19 protein-coding genes are annotated in these 20,131 nt (G+C 37.3%); 9 read left to right on the top strand and 10 right to left on the bottom strand.

Translation table 11 applies throughout. From position 1 onward, the window contains the following. The first annotated feature begins 2 nt into the window (after positions 1–2). From QV06_RS05935 to QV06_RS05915, 5 genes are all read left to right on the top strand, one after another. Positions 3–575, top strand: coding sequence for an aminotransferase class IV family protein (locus QV06_RS05935; protein ID WP_065237338.1), 573 nt, complete (start codon positions 3–5; stop codon positions 573–575). A 102-nt stretch (positions 576–677) separates the two neighbouring features. Further along, positions 678–1,454: an NAD(+) diphosphatase gene (gene nudC / locus QV06_RS05930; RefSeq protein WP_209435883.1), complete on the top strand. Its 777-nt coding sequence runs from the start codon at positions 678–680 to the stop codon at positions 1,452–1,454. Between the two features lie 6 nt (positions 1,455–1,460). Next, the gene (gene hemE, locus QV06_RS05925) at positions 1,461–2,528 is read left to right on the top strand and encodes a uroporphyrinogen decarboxylase (RefSeq protein WP_065234358.1); all 1,068 of its coding nucleotides are present in this window, start codon (positions 1,461–1,463) and stop codon (positions 2,526–2,528) included. Between the two features lie 12 nt (positions 2,529–2,540). After that, positions 2,541–3,131 (top strand): YjaG family protein, encoded by a 591-nt coding sequence (locus tag QV06_RS05920; RefSeq protein ID WP_065237336.1) that lies wholly within the window; start codon positions 2,541–2,543, stop codon positions 3,129–3,131. 204 nt (positions 3,132–3,335) lie between these two features. Further along, positions 3,336–3,608 carry an HU family DNA-binding protein gene (locus tag QV06_RS05915; RefSeq protein ID WP_065237335.1) on the top strand — a complete coding sequence of 91 codons (273 nt, stop codon included), beginning with the start codon at positions 3,336–3,338 and terminating at the stop codon, positions 3,606–3,608. 68 nt (positions 3,609–3,676) lie between these two features. Here QV06_RS05915 and apaH read toward each other — a convergent pair whose 3' ends face one another. The 8 genes from apaH to carA form a co-directional block, all read right to left on the bottom strand. Then, positions 3,677–4,504, bottom strand: coding sequence for a bis(5'-nucleosyl)-tetraphosphatase (symmetrical) ApaH (gene apaH / locus QV06_RS05910; RefSeq protein ID WP_065237334.1), 828 nt, complete (start codon positions 4,502–4,504; stop codon positions 3,677–3,679). Positions 4,505–4,513: 9 nt separating this feature from the next. Further along, positions 4,514–5,464 (bottom strand): calcium/sodium antiporter, encoded by a 951-nt coding sequence (locus tag QV06_RS05905; protein WP_065237333.1) that lies wholly within the window; start codon positions 5,462–5,464, stop codon positions 4,514–4,516. 1 nt (position 5,465) lies between these two features. After that, positions 5,466–6,311: a 16S rRNA (adenine(1518)-N(6)/adenine(1519)-N(6))-dimethyltransferase RsmA gene (gene rsmA, locus QV06_RS05900; protein ID WP_065237332.1), complete on the bottom strand. Its 846-nt coding sequence runs from the start codon at positions 6,309–6,311 to the stop codon at positions 5,466–5,468. A gap of 93 nt (positions 6,312–6,404) precedes the next feature. Continuing rightward, positions 6,405–7,346: a peptidylprolyl isomerase gene (locus tag QV06_RS05895; protein ID WP_065237331.1), complete on the bottom strand. Its 942-nt coding sequence runs from the start codon at positions 7,344–7,346 to the stop codon at positions 6,405–6,407. Positions 7,347–7,413: 67 nt separating this feature from the next. Next, on the bottom strand, positions 7,414–7,953 hold the full coding sequence (gene pyrR, locus QV06_RS05890; protein WP_065234365.1) for a bifunctional pyr operon transcriptional regulator/uracil phosphoribosyltransferase PyrR: 540 nt from the start codon (positions 7,951–7,953) through the stop codon (positions 7,414–7,416). A gap of 137 nt (positions 7,954–8,090) precedes the next feature. Continuing rightward, positions 8,091–9,410, bottom strand: coding sequence for an NCS2 family permease (locus tag QV06_RS05885; protein ID WP_065237330.1), 1,320 nt, complete (start codon positions 9,408–9,410; stop codon positions 8,091–8,093). Positions 9,411–9,597: 187 nt separating this feature from the next. Then, the gene (carB, locus tag QV06_RS05880) at positions 9,598–12,786 is read right to left on the bottom strand and encodes a carbamoyl-phosphate synthase large subunit (RefSeq protein WP_065237329.1); all 3,189 of its coding nucleotides are present in this window, start codon (positions 12,784–12,786) and stop codon (positions 9,598–9,600) included. A gap of 30 nt (positions 12,787–12,816) precedes the next feature. After that, positions 12,817–13,977 carry a glutamine-hydrolyzing carbamoyl-phosphate synthase small subunit gene (gene carA / locus QV06_RS05875; protein ID WP_065237328.1) on the bottom strand — a complete coding sequence of 387 codons (1,161 nt, stop codon included), beginning with the start codon at positions 13,975–13,977 and terminating at the stop codon, positions 12,817–12,819. A 329-nt stretch (positions 13,978–14,306) separates the two neighbouring features. Here carA and QV06_RS05870 point away from each other — a divergent pair, with 329 nt between their 5' ends. Together QV06_RS05870 and QV06_RS05865 are read left to right on the top strand one after the other, a co-directional pair. Next, positions 14,307–15,053, top strand: a complete 747-nt coding sequence (locus tag QV06_RS05870; RefSeq protein ID WP_065237327.1) for an MlaA family lipoprotein — start codon at positions 14,307–14,309, stop codon at positions 15,051–15,053. Positions 15,054–15,159: 106 nt separating this feature from the next. Continuing rightward, positions 15,160–15,654, top strand: coding sequence for a YfbU family protein (locus QV06_RS05865; RefSeq protein WP_065237326.1), 495 nt, complete (start codon positions 15,160–15,162; stop codon positions 15,652–15,654). Positions 15,655–15,708: 54 nt separating this feature from the next. Here the strand turns inward: QV06_RS05865 and QV06_RS05860 are convergent, their stop codons facing one another. Next, the gene (locus QV06_RS05860; protein ID WP_065237325.1) at positions 15,709–16,548 is read right to left on the bottom strand and encodes a formate/nitrite transporter family protein; all 840 of its coding nucleotides are present in this window, start codon (positions 16,546–16,548) and stop codon (positions 15,709–15,711) included. Between the two features lie 185 nt (positions 16,549–16,733). Between QV06_RS05860 and prfB the strand changes: the two genes are divergently transcribed. Both prfB and lysS read left to right on the top strand, forming a co-directional pair. Continuing rightward, positions 16,734–17,832 (top strand): peptide chain release factor 2 gene (gene prfB, locus QV06_RS05855; protein WP_156541983.1). Its coding sequence is split into 2 segments (ribosomal slippage): positions 16,734–16,808 and positions 16,810–17,832, totalling 1,098 coding nucleotides; the frame shifts between segments, so codons are not numbered across the junction. Between the two features lie 28 nt (positions 17,833–17,860). Next, positions 17,861–19,369 (top strand): lysine--tRNA ligase, encoded by a 1,509-nt coding sequence (gene lysS / locus QV06_RS05850; RefSeq protein WP_065237323.1) that lies wholly within the window; start codon positions 17,861–17,863, stop codon positions 19,367–19,369. 76 nt (positions 19,370–19,445) lie between these two features. On the opposite strand, the gene sodC is transcribed toward lysS, so the two are convergent. Beyond that, positions 19,446–19,976: a superoxide dismutase family protein gene (gene sodC / locus QV06_RS05845; protein WP_065237322.1), complete on the bottom strand. Its 531-nt coding sequence runs from the start codon at positions 19,974–19,976 to the stop codon at positions 19,446–19,448. Between the last annotated feature and the right edge of the window lie 155 nt (positions 19,977–20,131).

Here is a 20,131-nt window from a genome sequence, read left to right as displayed (position 1 = left end):
GTATGTTTCGATGTTTTGAAACATTAGCGATCCAGGACGGGAAAATTCAGCGTTTGGCATACCATCAAGCACGTTATCAGCGGACGATGGAAGCACTTTATCCACAGGATGAGAATGGATTGGTTGATTTAGCAAGTATGATTGCTATTCCACCTGAATTTCAGCAAGGGCTAGTACGCTGTCGAGTGGATTACGGCAAAAACCAAATTCAGATTCAGTTTTATCCTTATCAACGGCGCCAGTTTCGTTCTTTCCAGCCTATTATGGCTGAAAATCTAAATTATCAATTTAAGTATTGTGATCGTCAGCAACTCAACTTGTTATATCAACAGCGGCAAACAGCAGATGAGATTTTGATTATTCAACAAGATAAAGTGACTGATTGTAGTATTGGTAATTTAGCTTTTTTACGACAGGGAGAATGGTTCACACCGGATACACCATTACTTGCAGGAACACAACGCCAATATCTTTTAGATCATCAGCAATTACAATTACGTCCGATCTATATGTCCGAATTATCGCTATTTGAAGAGATTCGGGTAATTAATGCATTAAATCCGTTAGAAGATTAAGGAAAAAGCCAAGAAATACAGGAAATTCAGCTATAATAGCTGCTGGGAAAAGAACTTTTTAGAAAGTCGCACGTTAATAATTAAAATGAGGAAAAAACGATGATGCAGACTATTCAAATAACAGATCAAGGATATTGGTTATTAACTCAAGGATCAGCACTTTATTTACAAGATGGAGAATTACCTTTTGGTACTGCTGAACAATGTGGTGTTGTTGGATTACAGGGCTGTGTGATTGGTGAATTTAGGCAGCAACCATTATGGTTAATTGCAGAAATCCCAAATGATCAGCAACATTCATATACCTCTTTACGGGATCAACTTTATCGTAGTGAAGACGAGTTCAATCTATTAAATCGAGGTGTGGCGCTAAATTATTTTTTTACAACACACCGTTTTTGCAGTAAATGTGGTGAACGTAATTATTTACCAACAGATGAATTTGCAGTGGAATGTCCAAAATGTGGCTATCGTCATTACCCAGTAATTTGTCCGTCGATTATTGTTGCAGTTAGACGAGGAAAAGAAATTTTATTAGCCAATCATCAACGCCATATTGGTGGTATCTATACAACGTTAGCAGGGTTTGTAGAAGCGGGAGAAAGTTTGGAACAAACTGTACATCGTGAAATTTTTGAAGAGGTAGGTATTAAAGTAAAAAATGTTCGTTATTTTGCTAGTCAGCCTTGGGCATTTCCTAATTCTTTGATGGTTGGTTTTTTAGCTGATTATGAGAGTGGCGATATTCACCTACAAGATAGTGAAATTCATGATGCAAAATGGTTCCGTTATGATAAACCGTTACCGCAATTACCGCCCGAAGGAACAATTGCGCGCAAATTAATTAAAACAACATTAGCACTCTGTGCAGAGGATTAAAAGTTTATGACCGAATTAAAAAATGATCGCTATTTACGTGCATTATTACGCCAGCCTGTGGATATGACACCCGTTTGGATGATGCGTCAAGCTGGACGTTATCTGCCAGAGTATAAAGCGACTCGTGCAGAAGCGGGTGATTTTATGTCACTATGCCGTAATGCAGAGTTAGCTTGTGAAGTGACATTACAGCCATTACGTCGTTATGCATTAGATGCAGCTATTTTGTTTTCTGATATTTTAACAATTCCAGATGCAATGGGATTAGGGTTAAGTTTTGGGGCTGGGGAAGGACCAAAATTTGCTAAAACTATCCAATCACTGGCGGATGTTGAGCAGTTACCGATTCCAGATCCAGAAGATGAGTTAGGCTATGTGATGAACGCAGTAAGAACAATTCGTCGCGAGTTAAAAGGTGAAGTGCCTTTAATTGGCTTCTCTGGTAGCCCTTGGACCTTAGCAACCTATATGGTGGAAGGTGGATCCAGCAAAGCATTTACCAAGATTAAGAAAATGCTTTATTGTGAACCACAACTATTACACCGTTTATTAGATAAGTTGGCAGATAGTGTTATTTTATATTTGAATGCACAAATTAAAGCAGGTGCACAAGCTGTAATGGTATTTGATACTTGGGGCGGTGTATTAGGACATTTAGAATACCGAGATTTTTCATTACGTTATATGGAAAAGATTGTTGCTGGATTAATTCGTGAGGCAGACGGGCGTAAAGTGCCAGTTACTTTATTTACGAAAGGTGGTGGCTTGTGGTTAGAAGCGATCGCGGCAACAGGATGTGATGCGATTGGTTTAGATTGGACTATCGATATTGCAAAAGCTAAAGCACGTGTAGGGGATAAGGTTGCATTGCAAGGGAATATGGATCCAAGTGTATTATATGCTGCACCAGAACGCATTGAACAAGAAGTGAAAACGATTCTGGCAGGGTATGGTAATGGCTTTGGTCATGTGTTTAATTTGGGGCATGGTATTCATCAAGATGTACCAGTAGAAAGCCCAAAAGTGTTTGTAGATGCGATTCATCGTTATTCTCAGCCTTATAAAACAGTTTAAGGATTAAGAGAAATGAGAAATCCAATTCAAAAGCGTTTAGCTAATTTAGAAAGCTGGCAACAGATTGTATTTATGGCTTGTCTTTGTGAGCGTATGTATCCAAATTTTGCGATGTTTTGCCAAATTACGGAGCAACCTCAACAGGCGAAAATTTATCACAATATTCTAAACTTAGTGTGGGAATATCTAACTGTTAAAGATGCGAATATTAATTTTGAGCATCAATTAGAGAAGTTAGAAGCTGTGATTCCAGATATTAATGATTATGACTTTTTTGGCATTGTACCAGCGGTAGATGCGTGTGAAGCATTATCGGATTTATTGCATACTATTATTGCAGGTGAATCGTTAGAACAAGCTGTAAAAGTGAGTGTGCTTTCTTTACAAACAGTTGTAGCATTATTAGAAACAGAAGAGAATCGTGAATTTAGTGAAAAAGAGTTAAAAGATAATCCACTAATTAGTGATGAATTAGATGTGCAATGGGCGATTTATCGTACCCTAAACGAATTAGAAAAGCGGGACATTGAGGTGATTAACGGGTTAAAAAATGAGATCCGTGCCACAAAAATCAGCAATATTGGGGTGGAAATTAACAATTAATGTGACTTTTTTCTAATTTTAAGCATAAATTACTTTTCATCTGATGAAAGTTAGATTAATCTGATGGCTCGTGACAAGGCTTGAGCTGGGGTGGAAGAATGGATATTCACCAATTAAAACTATCTCGGCTTTCGATAAAGAAATTGAAACAGAGATAATCTATTCAATTTATAACCATAGTAAATTTATAGAGGGTAATTATTTATGAACAAGACTGAATTAGTTGATGTAATTGCACAAAACACTAAGTTAAGCAAAAAGGATGCTAAAGCTGCATTAGAAGCAACTTTAGATGCAATTACAGCAAGCCTTAAAGCAGGTGATCCAGTACAATTAATTGGTTTCGGTACATTCAAAGTTAACCAACGTCAAGCACGTACTGGCCGTAACCCACAAACTGGTAAAGAAATTAAAATCCCAGCAACTAAAGTACCAGCATTCGTTTCAGGTAAAGCATTAAAAGACGCTGTAAAATAAGAAACGTTTTTTGAACAATAAATAAGCCGCTTTAATAGCGGCTTTTGTTTTATCTATTAAGAAGAGTATTAGCTAATATAAGTTTTCACAGCAGCTTGCGTGAACAGTTGTTTATCTTCCCAACGCAGCATTGTCATACGATTTCCCCAAACACATCCCGTATCTAGCGCATAAATCATATTTGGTGTTGGATAATCAATTAGGCTAGCCCAATGACCAAATAAAATATTTGTCGGTTGAGAGAGCGAATTAGGTAGCTCAAACCAAGGTTTTAATTCTGATGGTGCTTCTAGAGGAGGTAATTTACAAGCAAACTCTAAACGTTTATCAAGAAAACAGAAACGCATTCGGGTGAATACATTGATGCTATAACGTAAACGCTCGATACCAGTGAGTTGTTCAGACCAGCGATCTGGTTGATCACTATACATTTCAGTTAATAATTTCTGATAATCACCACATTGTAAAACCAGCTCAACTTCCTGGGCACATTGTTTAGCGGTATCTAAATCCCATTCAGGGCTAATTCCTGCATGGACGACTACAAAGCCTTGCTGTTGTGAGTGATCAATTAATAATGGTTGATGTCGTAGCCACTCAATTAAGTCAGCAAAATCAGGAGCACTAAATAAAGCATCAACTCGATCTTTTGCTTTTACTTTTTTGATGCCATATGCAGTAGCGAGTAAGTGGAGATCATGGTTACCAAGCACTGTTTGTGCAGCAGAGCCAAGCGATTTGACGAAACGTAAACATTCTAATGATTTATCACCACGAGCTACTAGATCGCCAACTAAATAAAGGGTATCAATTTTAGGATCAAAAGACACCTTCTCTAGTAATAATTGTAATTCGTCAAAACAACCTTGTAGATCACCAACAATATACGTTGCCACGTTATCTCCTTAAAGCGTTGTTAATAAATAAGCTAAATAGATACCATAACTGGCTAGCAGAATAGTCCCTTCCGAGCGTGTAATTTTTTTGCCTGTAGCCGCAAATAGCCAGAGTAAAATCGTACTGATAATGAGCATAGCAAAATCAAGATAAGAGATATCGCCGACTGAAAGTGGGAACAGGGCAGAGCAAGCGCCCATAACGAAAAAGATGTTGAAGATATTGCTACCAACTACATTACCAATGGCTAAATCTGAGCTACCTTTTTTTGCGGCAAAAACAGAAGTCGCTAATTCTGGTAAAGATGTTCCCGCAGCGACAATAGTTAAACCAATTACGGCTTCACTGATACCAAAATTTTGTGCAATTTGAATGGCACCGGAAACAAATAGATCACCACCCCAAATCAAAACAGCTAAACCAATAATAAGATAAAAAGCGACTTTACTTAATGGCAACAAAGTGGTTGGTTCATTATCCGCTTCTAAATCCTGTTGTTTAGCAGAAGAAAAGGTGTAGCTTAAGAAAATGATAAAAAACAGTAATAAAATTAAACCATCGGCACGTGAAATATAATCTGTATTTTGAGCATTTAAAAATTTGTCAAAACATAACAGAATAAAAGCAATTGCCGCGAGTAAAGAAAATGGGATCTCTTTTTTAATCGAACTGGCTTTTATAGCAATCGGTGTAGCAATTGCACTTGCTCCCACAATCACTAGGGTGTTAAACAGATTACTACCAATAATATTCCCGACGGAAACGCCCGAATTGCCTTTTAATGCTCCCCAAAAACTAGTAATAAATTCAGGTAGAGAAGTACCAAAAGCAACGATTGTTAGTCCAATCACTAATTCATTAATCTGAAAACGGCGAGCAAGGGCTATCGCCCCATCGGTAAAACGATCGGCTCCCCATAGAATAAAAACAATGCCTACCAAGAGCGTGATATATTCCATATTATGCCTCAAGATCCTCTAAGTTATCGGAAGAAGTTTGTGGTGGATTATCGGCTAACCAGTTAGCTAAACGTGCATAATCCGCAATAGAGAGATTTTCCGCACGATCTGTCAGATTAATATTAAGGGTGGTTAATTGTTCTGGGGTAAACAGATCCATTAATGAATTACGTATTGTTTTACGGCGTTGATTAAAAGCTTGAGTACAGACACGATTTAGCCAATAGAGATCTTTTACAGGGTGTGGCAGTGTTTTATGCGGTACTAAACGTACCACAGCAGAATCTACTTTAGGCGCTGGTTTAAATGCTGTTGGTGGTACTTCTAATACAGGAATGACTTGGCAAAAATATTGCGCCATAATTGTCAGCTTACCATAAGCTTTACTATTAACGCCGGCACATAAACGGTTTACGACCTCTTTTTGTAACATAAAGTGCATATCTTGAATGACATTATGATATTGGAAAAGATGAAACATAAGCGGTGTAGAAATGTTATAAGGCAAATTGCCAAACACGCGTAAAGGTTGTTGTGTTTCTTGTGCTAGTTGTTGGAAATCAAAACGCATCACATCTTGTTCAATTACCGTCAATTTTTGATGTAAGAAAGGATGGTGACGTAATCTTTCAGCAAGATCTCTATCCAGTTCAATAACGGTAAGATGATCAACTTGTTCTGCAACAGGTTCAGTTAAGGCGCCAAGTCCTGGACCAATCTCAATTAAAAAATCATCTTTTTGTGGATTAATCGCAGCCACAATACTTTGAATAATGTAATTATCATGTAAGAAGTTTTGCCCAAAACGTTTACGAGCTGTATGCCCAAGATGTGTTTTTGAATTCATAGTGCTATTTCGTCTATTACTATTTATCGATTATGGAAAAAATGACCGCACATGATGTGCGGTCTGTAATTAGTGCAGTTTATGCTACAAAGATTATTTTTGCAAAATCTTAATATCAGCTGAACGGCGTAAAGTTTTTACCCAGTCTTTTGAGGCTTCCATCGCTTGTTGATTAACGACTTGTTGATAAGCCTTTTGCATATAGCTGTCTTTGGTTCTATCTCCCTTACGGGTATCGACCACTTGCAAAATATGCCAGCCATATTTTGTTTTAAATGGTTGAGAGATAGCCCCTTTTTTTGTGTTTTTAATCATAACTTGGAATTGTGGTTCATACACTTCAGGGAAGTTCCAACCTAAGCTACCGCTATTAGCACCTGAGAGATAATCTTTAGAATAGGTTTTTGCTGCATCAGCAAAGGAGGTTTTACCAGCAAGAATATCTGCGCGTAATGAGGTTAGTTGTTGTTTTGCTTGAGTATCATTTAGCAATGGGTTAGTTTTGATTAGGATATGACTGACTAAATATTCTGGAGCAGTAACAGTTTTTAACGTACCTTTTTGTTTTGCATCGTTATACATCTGTTTTGCAAGTTGCTCAACTTGTTCACGTGATACCGAGATACTTTCACTAATCGCTTTATTACGGACTTGCCCCATAATAATTTGATGAGCAATTTGTTGACGGAATTTTGCTTCACCAATACCTTGATAATCCAATGCATCTAAGAATTGTCCGTAGGTTAAACCGTTTTGATCGGCAATTTGATGCATAATTTGTTGAATTTGTTGTTGAGATACAGAAATTTTAGCATCAGCAATCGCTTTTTGTACTAACATATCATCAATAATATCATCTAATGCGGCTGCACGATTTGCAGGGGTATTGGCTCTTTTTCCTAAAGCTTTGCTTACTTGGCTGTTGAGGATTGGGGTACCATTAACCGTAGCAACCACTTTTTCTACTGCGAAACTGGTTGCTGCAACTGATAAACAACCTGCTAAAAGAAGCAATTTGATCCATTTATTTTTCATACCATATTGTCCTATTTTTGCCATTTAATATCACGATTTGGTTAGAGTATTAAAAATTTAAAAGGTTTCATTCAGGTTTTAATAAATCCACTTGATAACAACCATCAAATTTCATTGTTTTTACCTGAATTTGTTCTTGTCGAGAAGTGGGTACGTTTTTACCTACATAATCGGCTCGAATTGGTAATTCACGATGTCCTCTATCAACAAAGATGACTAGTTCAATGCGTGTTGCTCGTCCGAAATCAATTAATGCATCTAATGCTGCTCGAATAGTTCTTCCAGTAAATAATACATCATCAACAAGAATGACATTTTTATTTTGGATATTTATTTGTTCAGATGCACCATGATAAACAGGAAGCTCAGTAGGATCTGCATATTGAAGATCATCTCGATAAAGCGTAATGTCTAGCTCCATATAAGGCAGCGTTATATTGGTTAATTGTGCTATTTTTTGACGAAGTAATTCGGCAATTTCTGCACCACGGCGTTTAATTCCGACAATAATTAAATCATCAAGTGTTTGATGTTTCTCAATAATTTCATGAGAAATGCGTGAAATCGTACGAAAAAACTGACTCTCATCGATAATCACTTTTTCCATAAATAAAAAACCTTTGATTAATAGAAAAAACACGTATCCAAAATAACATAAAATTAATATTAACGCACATTGAAAACGTGTTTTTGTAGAGAAAATAAACGTGTATGAAGCATAAATTCATACACGTTAGCGTAAAATTAGATAGCCCAGTGACCTGCGTAGAAGATAACAAGAATAATCGCAATAATTACTGTGCCTAGATTGAGTTTACGCACTTCGCCAGCGACAATACGTCCAATCACTAATGAAGCAAAACCAAGCATAATACCTGTAACAATATTTGCAGTGAGAACAATAAATACTGCGCAGATTAAACCGCTCATTGCACCAACAAAATCATCAAAATCTAATTTAGTCACATTGCTTAACATTAATAATCCAACGTACATTAATGCAGGTGCTGTCGCATAACCAGGAACTAATGCAGCAAGTGGTTGGAAGAACAACATTAATAAGAATAATGCACCAACAACGATTGCAGTAATTCCTGTTTTTCCGCCTGCCGCAGTACCAGCAGCAGATTCAATATAGACAGCTGCAGGTGCAGTACCAAATAAACCTGAAAAAATACTACTTACTGAGTCAGAAGTTAAGGCTTTACCCCCATTAATGATTTGTCCATCTTTATCGAGTAAATTCGCTTGTCCTGCAACGGCTCGGATTGTTCCGGTCGCATCAAATACAGCTGTCATGACTAAAGCAAATACAGCAGGTAATACCATTGGTTGTAAGGCACCAACAATATCAAGTTGTAAGAAATGAGAGGTTTCTCCAAAAGAAGGCAGTTTAAAAATTTGACCCGCAAATTTGACATTTGGATCAAAAATTAAACCAATTAAAGTAATTGCGATGATAACGAATAAGATTCCGCCTTTTACTTTTAAACGTTCAAGACCAATAATCGCTGCTAAACCAAGTAATGACATGATAACTGGAAATGAAGTGAAATCACCAAGTTTGACTGGGAGCCCAGCATTATTACCGACAACAAGACCAACACCATTCGCAGCAATTAAAAGTAAGAATAAACCAATACCGATACCTGCGCCGTGGGCGATGCTGGCAGGAAGATTGCGTAAAATCCATGCTCGGATCCCAGTGGCAGAGATGATACTGAATAAAACCCCCATTAGGAAAACTGCACCTAAAGCAACAGGGACACTCACTTTTTGACCAAGCACTAAACTAAATGCAGTAAAAGCAGTTAACGAAATTGCCACACCAATCGCCATTGGTGCATTTGCCCAGAAACCAATTAGGATTGATCCTAGACCAGTAACTAAGCAGGTTGCAATAAATACGGATTCAGCAGAGAAGCCAGCATTACTTAACATTCCAGGGACAACGATCACAGAATAGACCATTGCTAAGAATGTGGTGAGCCCAGCAATTACTTCCTGACGTAAAGAACTGTTGCGGGCAGTAAGTTCAAAACGTTGTTCGAGCATATTAGCCATTGAAATACCTTCTAAAAAATGACAAGAAATAAAATAGGGGTGAATTTTACCTGAGATAAAAAAAATCTACTATCGAAAAATGCAAACGTTTGCTTTTGAATTATAAAAAGAGAAGTTTTGAGTAAAAAGTGGAAGGCGTAAAAAGGAATATCCCCTGCTATTTGTAACATAACAGGGGATAAAGTGATTAATCTTGTAGTGAATAAATACCGAGTTGATCAAGTTTTCCTAAGCCACTGACTAAGGCTGATGCACCATTAATCGTGGTCTGAATCATCACTTTATGTTGTAATGCATTACGACGAATCGAATGACTATCCGCAATAGATTCAGGTTTACCATCAACCGTATTGATAACTAAAGAAATTTCACCGTTTTTAATTGCATCTACGATATGAGGACGGCCCTCACGGACTTTATTTACATGCTGAACGATAATGCCATGTTCCGCAAGGAACTGTTCTGTACCATAAGTTGCACATAAACCAAAACCTAAGCGTTGTAATAATTTCACGATAGGCAATAAACGTTGTTTATCTTGATCCGCAATCGATAAGAAAACTTTACCGTTATGTGGAATATGTTCACCTGCCCCTAATTGTGCTTTGATAAATGCTTCTTCAAATGTCGTACCAACCCCCATAACTTCACCAGTAGAACGCATTTCAGGGCCTAAAATGGTATCTACACCAGGGAATTTAATGAATGGGAATACGGCTTCTTTCACAGAGAATTTTTCTGGAATAACTTCCTGAGTAAAACCTTGTTCAGTTAAAGAGATCCCTGCCATCACACGTGCGGCAATTTTAGCTAATGGCACACCAGTAGCTTTACTTACAAATGGTACTGTACGTGAAGCGCGAGGATTGACTTCTAAGACATAAATAGTGTTGTTTTGAATCGCAAATTGTATGTTCATTAAACCAACTACTTTTAATGCTTTTGCCATTTCCGTAGTTTGACGACGGATTTCATCTTGGATTTCTTGACTGAGCGAGTATGCAGGTAAAGAGCAAGCAGAGTCACCACTATGAATACCGGCTTGTTCAACGTGTTGCATAATACCGCCAATTACCACTGTTTCGCCGTCGCAAATACAATCCACATCAACTTCAGTGGCATTATCAAGGAAGTGATCTAATAAAATTGGGCTATCTTCAGAAACTTGAACAGCTTCACGCATATAACGGTTCAATTCTTCTTGGTTATATACAATTTGCATTGCACGTCCACCTAATACATACGAAGGACGAACCACCAAAGGATAACCAACTTCATCTGCTAATTGAGCCGCCTCTTCACTATTACGTGCGGTACGGTTAGGAGGCTGTTTTAGGTGAAGATCATTTAAAATTTGTTGGAAACGTTGGCGATCTTCTGCTGCATCAATGCTATCCGCAGAAGTACCAATAATATTGACACCATTTTGATGGAGAGCATTAGCCAATTTAAGTGGAGTTTGCCCACCATAATGAACAATTACGCCATAAGGTTTTTCAATATGAATAATTTCTAATACATTTTCGAGAGTAAGCGGTTCAAAATATAAGCGATCTGAAGTATCAAAATCAGTAGATACCGTTTCTGGGTTGCAATTCACCATAATAGTTTCAAAACCGCTTTCACGTAACGCTAATGCGGCATGAACACAACAGTAGTCGAATTCAATACCTTGACCAATACGGTTTGGACCACCACCAAGAATCATAATTTTTTTACGATTAGATGGATTAGCTTCACACTCTTCTTCATAAGTGGAATAGAGATAAGCTGTGTCAGATTTAAATTCACCTGCACAGGTATCGACTCGCTTATAAACAGGATGTAAATCTAATTGATAACGACGTTGTCTTACTTCCGCTTCGCTAGTTTTGGTTAATTGACCAATACGTTTATCAGAGAAGCCTTTACGTTTTAAACGACGTAATTCTGCGTAATCTAATTGCTCAAACGTTTTCTTTTCAAGTACAAGCTCTTCTAAGACTAAATCTTGGATTTGTCTTAAAAACCAAGGATCAATTTTGGTATAGCGATATACATCTTCAATTGACCAACCAAGACCAAACGCATCAGCAACATATAATAGGCGTTCTGGACCTGGGTTAGAGATTTCATGGCGTAATTTTTCGTTATCTTCTGAACGCAAATTGAAGCCACAGATACCTGTTTCTAAGCCACGTAATGCTTTTTGCAATGATTCTTGGAATGTACGTCCCATTGCCATTACTTCACCAACGGATTTCATTTGTGTAGTAAGGCGATCATCTGCTTGTGGGAATTTCTCAAAAGCAAAACGAGGTACTTTGGTCACTACATAGTCAATAGATGGCTCAAAGGAAGCTGGAATTAAACCACCAGTAATATCATTACGTAACTCATTTAATGTATAACCGACAGCTAATTTAGCAGCAACTTTAGCAATTGGGAAACCTGTTGCTTTGGAAGCTAAAGCAGAAGAGCGGCTGACACGCGGATTCATTTCAATCACAATCATCTCGCCATTTTCTGGATTGATCGCAAATTGCACGTTAGAACCGCCTGTATCTACACCAATTTCACGTAATACAGCTAAAGATGCATTACGCATAATTTGATATTCTTTATCAGTGAGCGTTTGTGCTGGTGCAACAGTAATGGAATCCCCTGTGTGTACACCCATTGGATCGAGGTTTTCGATAGAACAAACGATAATACAATTATCAGCTTTATCACGAACCACTTCCATTTCATACTCTTTCCAACCTAATACCGATTGTTCAATAAGTAATTCATGGGTAGGAGAAGCATCAAAACCACGTTCACAAATTTCTTGGAATTCTTGACGGTTATAGGCAATACCACCGCCCGATCCTCCCATAGTGAAAGATGGACGAATTAATGTTGGGAAGCCGACTTCCTCTTGAGCTTGCCATGCTTCAGCAAAGCTATGGCACACGAAAGATTTTGGCGTATTTAGTCCAATCTTTTGCATTGCTTCTTTAAAGCGACCACGATCTTCCGCTTTATCAATGGCATCTTCAGTAGCGCCGATAAGCTCTACTTGATATTGGGCTAAAATACCATTTTTGGATAGATCCAATGCACAGTTTAATGCGGTTTGTCCACCCATTGTTGGCAAAATAGCATCTGGACGTTCTTTTTCAATAATTTTAGCTAATGTTTGCCAACGAATTGGTTCAATGTAAGTGACATCAGCCATATTAGGATCTGTCATAATAGTGGCTGGGTTTGAGTTTACTAAAATAACTCGATAACCTTCCTCACGTAGCGCTTTACAAGCTTGTGCGCCTGAATAGTCAAACTCACAGGCTTGACCAATAACAATTGGACCTGCCCCAATAATGAGGATTGATTTTATATCTGTACGTTTTGGCATAATCTATTTTCCGTTAATTTTTTATCATTTTTAGTAACGAACTACATAAGAAGCAGCAGTATGGGTATGACGAGCAACTTCCATTTCGTGAATAAATTTATCGAATAGGTAAGCAACATCATGTGGTCCTGGGCTAGCTTCTGGGTGTCCTTGGAATGAGAATGCAGACTGATCAGTTAATGCAATCCCTTGAACAGAACCATCAAATAAAGAACGGTGCGTAATACGTACATTATTAGGTAAACTGTCTGCATCCACTTCAAAGCCATGATTTTGGCTTGTAATTAATACTTTTTGTGTATCAAGATTTTCTACTGGATGATTACCACCGTGGTGGCCAAATGCCATTTTTTTGGTTTTACCGCCAACAGCAAGTCCTAAGAGCTGATGACCCAAACAAATACCGAAAATAGGTTTCTTACTTGCTAATAATGCTTGAATCGCGGTAATCGCATACTCACAAGGCTCTGGATCGCCTGGACCATTAGATAAGAATATCCCATCAGGGTTAAGTGCTAATACTTCTTGGGCTGGTGTGGTCGCTGGGACAACCGTGATACGACAATCTCGTTCCGCTAACATCCGTAAAATATTACGTTTCACCCCGAAATCATAAGCTACAACATGGAAACGGAAATTAGTTTGTTTTGGATAACCAACACCTAATTGCCATACTTTTTCAGTCCAATCATAAGGTGCATTACAGGTGACTTCTTTGGCTAAATCTTTACCTGCCATAGAACCAAAGCTTTGGGCTAACTGGAGTGCTTTTTTCTCATCAATTTCTCCTGCCATAATGCAACCAGGCATGGCTCCTTTATCACGTAATAGACGTGTTAAACGACGGGTATCAATATCCGCAATCGCTACAACATTATTTTGTGTAAGATATTGTTGTAATGACATTTCACTACGAAAGTTGCTGTGTAATAACGGTAAATCACGAATAATTAAACCAGCAGCATAAATAGCATTGGATTCCACGTCTTCGCTATTTGTACCTGTATTACCAATATGAGGGTAAGTTAATGTAACAATTTGTTTGGTGTAGGATGGATCGGTGAGAATTTCTTGATAACCCGTCATTGAAGTGTTAAATACGACTTCACCAATAGTGTGCCCTAATGCGCCGATTGAAGTACCATGAAAAATAGAACCATCAGCAAGGACAAGAATAGCTTGTTCAGACATCAATTACTCCTAAATTAAAATTTATGTGTTTGGTCGAACACTTACGAATGCTCATTAACCACAACTTAGATCAAACGGTAACATCATAATACTTTTACCATGTTGGCTAAATCGTGTCTGAATATTTTTTCACAAAAGGGAAAAAATCGCGTTATTTTAATGGAGCAAACGTTTAAATACAAATAAAAGATTGTTTATTATTGAAAAAATATGCACTATTTTTGAATATTTATTCATTAAAGGCAAGTGTTATTTTCAGCGAAACATTTTTTTACGTTGAAATTTTGATTAAAATAAAGAGCAATATTGATCTAAGGTGGAAATAGCAAATGAAGATATTATTCAGTAAAAAATTATTAGTAGTTGCAATAGCTACTGCGGTAACGGCAGGATGCGCTAGTCATAATGAATCGGGGGAGCGGAATGATCCATTACAAGGTTTTAACCGTGCAATGTGGAATGTGAACTATAACTATCTTGATCCTTATATTTTACGTCCAGTTGCACAAGGTTGGCGTGATTATGTTCCTGCACCAGTAAAAACAGGGTTAACGAATTTTACCAGTAACTTAGATGAACCGATGAGTTTTGTAAACCGTTTATTAGAGGGTAATTTTAAACAAGCGATGGTGCATTTTGACCGTTTCTGGATCAATAGTGTATTTGGTTTAGCTGGATTTATTGATATTGCTAGTGCAAGTAAACCGTTGAGAAAACAAGAAAGTCGTGAATTTGGTGATATGTTAGGACACTATGGAATGGGAACCGGGAGTTATGTTGTGTTACCAGGATATGGTGCTGCAACACCACGTCAAGATATCGGACATTTGGTTGATATGACTTATCCAATGTTGTCACTATTAGGACCTTGGAGTTTATTAAAATGGGGAATCCAAGGTGTGGATAAGCGAGCCAGTGTTCTAGATCAAGATGCGTTATTAAAACAAGCACAGGATCCTTATGTGACTTATCGAGAAGCGTACTTCCAAAATTTACAGTTTAAAGTTTCAGATGGTAAGGCAGAAACAAAAGCAAAAGAAACATTAGATAAAAATATTGTTGATGAAATTGACTAATAGTGTCTATTTTCTCTTTTTTTGATTCAAATTAAGGACAGGCGAACGTTAATCTTTTACAGTAAGCGCCGTCAAAGTTTTTTAGTATTTTAAGAAGGATAGCATCATGGAAATGACCTCCACCCAGCGATTGATTTTAGCTAATCAATATGAATTAATGGCATTACTTAACCCTGAACAAGCAAATCATTTTCGCCGTTTAAAAACGATTGTTCAGTGTGGTTTTGCGAAAGAACTACAAGAATTAGATAAAGGTTTCTCTTATTTAAATGAAGCTGAATGTAAGATAGTACGCGATACATTAGAAATGTATCATGCATTACAAGTTTCTTTTAATAACTTAAGCGATAAATCTGCGGTGAGTGAACATCAAATTAAATTTGTAGGCTATTGTGCCGTAAGAGAGAAAAAATATTGTCAATATGTCAAATTCTTACGCGAAAGCGAAAAACTTTATACTGATGTTGTATTCTATTCTAATGATAGTGATGCACAAATTTGTATGGCAGATAAATATCAGAAGATGTTAGCCGCGTGGCGTGCTTGTCCACATGAATATCATTTAAGTGCAGAAGAAATTCGTAAAATTTTAAATGCCTAAGATTTAAACATTAAAAAAGCAGATCAAGATGATCTGCTTTTTTTTATGCTGAATTTAACGATTAGAACGTAATTCAATTTCTTGATTAACCTGGCCATAAATCATCATAGTGAAGACGACAGTTCCTCCTAAGATATTTCCAAAGCAGGTTGGCAATAAAAAAGTAACAAAATAATCATATAGTGAGGCATCACCTTGAAAAACAAGATACGCAATTTCAGCAGAGCCTACTATAACGTGTGCGAAATCTCCTAATGCAATCAAATAAATAAAGAAGAAAATCATAATAAATTTCCCACTATTCACCGACGGCATCATCCATACGACAGACGCAATCAGAATTCCAGCAGGAATTCCTTTTAGAATATTCTCTGAAACAGTCATATGTTTGACGTGCATAGCAATTTCGTGCATAGCATTAACAAATTCAGGATTAAATACTTGATGATTTTGTAAGAATAACGCTGCTAATGCGGTGCCAATTAAATTAGAAATAAAAACGATCAACCATAAGCGAGAAACGGCTGTCACTTTACGCCAAGTTAATGGATTAAATAGTGGCACAACAGTTGTGATCGTGTTTTCAGTAAATAATTGCATACGCCCTAAAATAACCAATAGGAATCCTACGGTATAGCCCATATTAGTGATTAAAGGCGCCCAAGGTTGATCTGGAACATAAGCGGTAAAAATCGCTTTAAATACAAAAGAGAATGTTACAACTAAACCAGCGGTAATCCCGGAAAAGATTAATGCTTTGGTTGGTCGAGTTAGCTCCTCAATCCCATCCTGACGAATAATTTCATAAAGTAAGCGAGGACTAAGACGTTCATATTCCTCAATCGCCATTTTATCTCGGTAGGAAAGTGTTGAAGTATCTAATTCTGATTTCATTGAGTTTCCTCCTTAATTTTTTGTACTAATAAAGTGATAACGTTTAGCGTATTGATTTTTACATAAGTTGTGTATTCTATCATAAATCCTTAGCCGACTAACAAATTTCTACTAAAGAAACTAGGCTAAAGGGATGGAATACTCTATAATTGCGGGTTTCTAATGTTAGGTAAGAATGAAATTGTATGTTTGAAATTAACCCTATAAAAAATAAAATTAGCGATATTGGTGAAAGAACCCTAGCGCTTAGGGGGTATCTTTGACTTCGATAGTAAGGTCGAACGCTTAGAAGAAGTCAATGCAGAATTAGAACAGCCAGATGTTTGGAATGATCCAGATAAAGCGCAAGCCTTAGGTAAAGAACGTTCTTCATTAGAAGCAGTAGTAGATACCATCAAAAATCTTGAGCAAGGTTTAGAAGATGTTGAAGGTTTATTAGAGTTAGCGATTGAAGCTGATGATCAAGAAACGTTTGATGAAGCGGTTGCTGAATTAGATCAACTAGAAGAAAAATTGGCTAAATTAGAGTTTCGCCGAATGTTTAGCGGCGAGCATGATAGTGCAGATTGTTATGTTGATTTGCAGGCAGGTTCAGGCGGTACAGAAGCACAAGACTGGACTGAAATGTTGTTGCGAATGTATCTACGTTGGTCAGAAAGTAAAGGTTTTAAAACAGAATTAATGGAAGTTTCTGATGGCGATGTGGCTGGCATTAAGTCTGCAACGATTCGTGTCAGTGGAGAATATGCATTTGGTTGGTTACGTACTGAAACAGGTATCCATCGTTTAGTGCGTAAGAGTCCTTTCGATTCAAATAATCGTCGTCATACATCATTTAGTGCTGTGTTTGTGTATCCTGAAATTACCGATGATATTGATATTGAAATTAATCCAGCTGATTTACGGATTGATGTGTATCGAGCATCTGGTGCAGGTGGGCAGCACGTAAACCGAACTGAAAGTGCGGTGCGTATTACACATATGCCAAGTGGTATTGTGGTGCAGTGTCAGAATGATCGATCACAACACAAAAATAAAGATCAAGCAATGAAGCAATTAAAAGCGAAATTATATGAGCTTGAGTTACAAAAGAAAAATGCAGAAAAACAAGCACTTGAAGATAGTAAGTCAGATATTGGTTGGGGGAGTCAAATTCGTTCCTATGTATTAGATGATGCCCGAATTAAAGACTTACGTACCGGTGTAGAGAATCGTAATACACAAGCGGTGTTAGATGGGGATTTAGATCGTTTTATTGAAGCAAGCTTAAAAGCAGGATTGTAAAAAATCATTAAAAAATAAAGGTATAACTATGTTAGAACATAACCAAGAACTTGATCTTAATGGAGAGATGTTAGCTCGCCGTGAAAAATTAGCAAGTTTACGTCAAAAAGGGAATGCATTTCCAAATACATTTCGCCGTGACAGCCTTGCAGGTGATTTACATACAGCGTATGAAAATGAAGATGGTGAAGTATTAAAAGATAAAGAAATTGCAGTAGCCGTGGCTGGTCGTATTATGACCCGTCGTAAAATGGGAAAAGCAAGTTTTATTACTTTGCAAGATATGAGTGGTAAGATCCAACTTTATGTTGCGCGAGATCTATTGCCTGAAGGTGTATATGAAGAAGTAATGGCAATGTTAGATCTTGGCGATATTGTTGGTGCTAAGGGAACATTATTTAAAACAAAAACCAATGAATTAACCGTTCGTTGTACAGAAATTGAATTACTTACCAAAGCATTACGTCCATTACCAGATAAATTCCATGGCTTATCTGATCAAGAAATGCGTTATCGCCAACGTTATTTAGATTTAATTAGTAATGAAGAATCTCGTCGTACGTTTGTGATTCGCTCAAAAGTGATTGCTGGTATTCGTGAATACTTTATTAGCAAAGGCTTTATGGAAGTTGAAACCCCAATGTTGCAAGTGATTCCAGGTGGTGCTTCAGCACGTCCATTCGTTACTCACCACAATGCATTAGATATTGATATGTATCTTCGTATTGCACCAGAATTATATTTAAAACGTCTTGTTGTGGGTGGTTTTGAACGAGTATTTGAATTAAACCGTAATTTCCGTAATGAAGGGGTATCAGTTCGTCATAATCCAGAATTTACGATGTTGGAATATTACCAAGCTTATGCTGATTACCATGATTTAATGGATAATACAGAAGAGTTGTTACGTAAATTAGCACTAGATATTTTAGGAACTACGATTGTGCCTTATGGTGAATATGAGTTTGACTTCGGTAAGCCATTTGAGCGTATTACAATGCATGATGCTGTGTTGAAATATGGTGCAGAGAAAGGCATTGTTAAGGAAGATCTGTATGATCTTGATCGTGCTAAAGCAGTAGCAGAGAAATTAGGTATTGAAGTACAAAAATCTTGGGGATTGGGTAGCTTAGTTAATGCTATTTTTGAAGAAGTAGCAGAACATCACTTAATTCAACCAACTTTCTTAATGGCACACCCAGCAGAAATTTCTCCATTAGCGCGTCGTAATGATGAAAATCCAGAAGTAACAGATCGTTTTGAATTGTTTATTGGTGGGCGTGAAATTGGTAACGGTTTCTCTGAATTAAACGATGCTGAAGATCAAAATGAACGTTTTAATGCTCAAGTAGCGGCAAAAGAAGCAGGTGATGATGAAGCAATGTTTAAAGATGAAGACTTTGTTGTTGCGCTTGAACATGGCTTACCACCAACAGCAGGTGAAGGTCTTGGTATTGACCGTTTAGCAATGTTATTTGCAAATGCAGCTTCAATTCGTGATGTGATTTTGTTCCCAGCGATGAAACACAAAGCGTAATTAGTCAATCATAAGAAAAAATCGGCACACTAAAACGTGTGCCGATTTTTTATCAAAAAAGTTTTGAATAAAAAGATTATTTAATTACACCACAAGCCATACGTGCACCGCCACCGCCAAGCGCTGCAGGATGATCAGAATGATTATCACCACCGGCATGAATCATTAATGCTTTATCTTTAATTTGATCAAGTGATGTTAAGCGAGGAGCGAGAACAGGATTTGTCGCAGTACCGTCATGATTTACAGCTAATGCAGGAAGATCTCCTAAATGTGCGTCATCTTGCCATGGGAAACCGTGTTTTTTAGTTTTATTTGGATCCCAATGTCCACCAGCACCTAAACCAGCGGTTAGTTTGCCATCTTTCTCTTTTGCTGCGCAGCTAGCATTTTCATGAATATGGAAACCATGAACACCAGGGCTTAAATTAGTGAGTTTTGGAGTAAAGACTAAGCCATATTTAGATTCTGTGACTTCTACAACACCAATATCTTTATCACCATTAGCAGGATCTAAAAGTTTCATATTAATGGTAACAACATTGTTGGCACTGACTGCCGCACTAAAAAGCCCACAAAGAGAAAGGAATAATAATGATTTTTTCATGTTAATCACCTTTGGTTGGTTAGTTTGCATACAAAGCAGCTGTAAACTAGCACTAAAATAAATCGTTGTATAGTACCGAAGAGTATTACCTTTCTGTTATTAGATAAATAATTTTATTTTTTCGAATTAGCTCACATTTTTTACAGTAAAAACAA

Origin of the sequence: Gallibacterium genomosp. 3 (assembly GCF_001678475.1) — a bacterium.
Taxonomy (GTDB): domain Bacteria; phylum Pseudomonadota; class Gammaproteobacteria; order Enterobacterales; family Pasteurellaceae; genus Gallibacterium; species Gallibacterium faecale.
The sequence above is the reverse complement of the archived record's forward strand: the minus strand, read 5'-3'. Positions and strand labels throughout refer to the sequence as shown.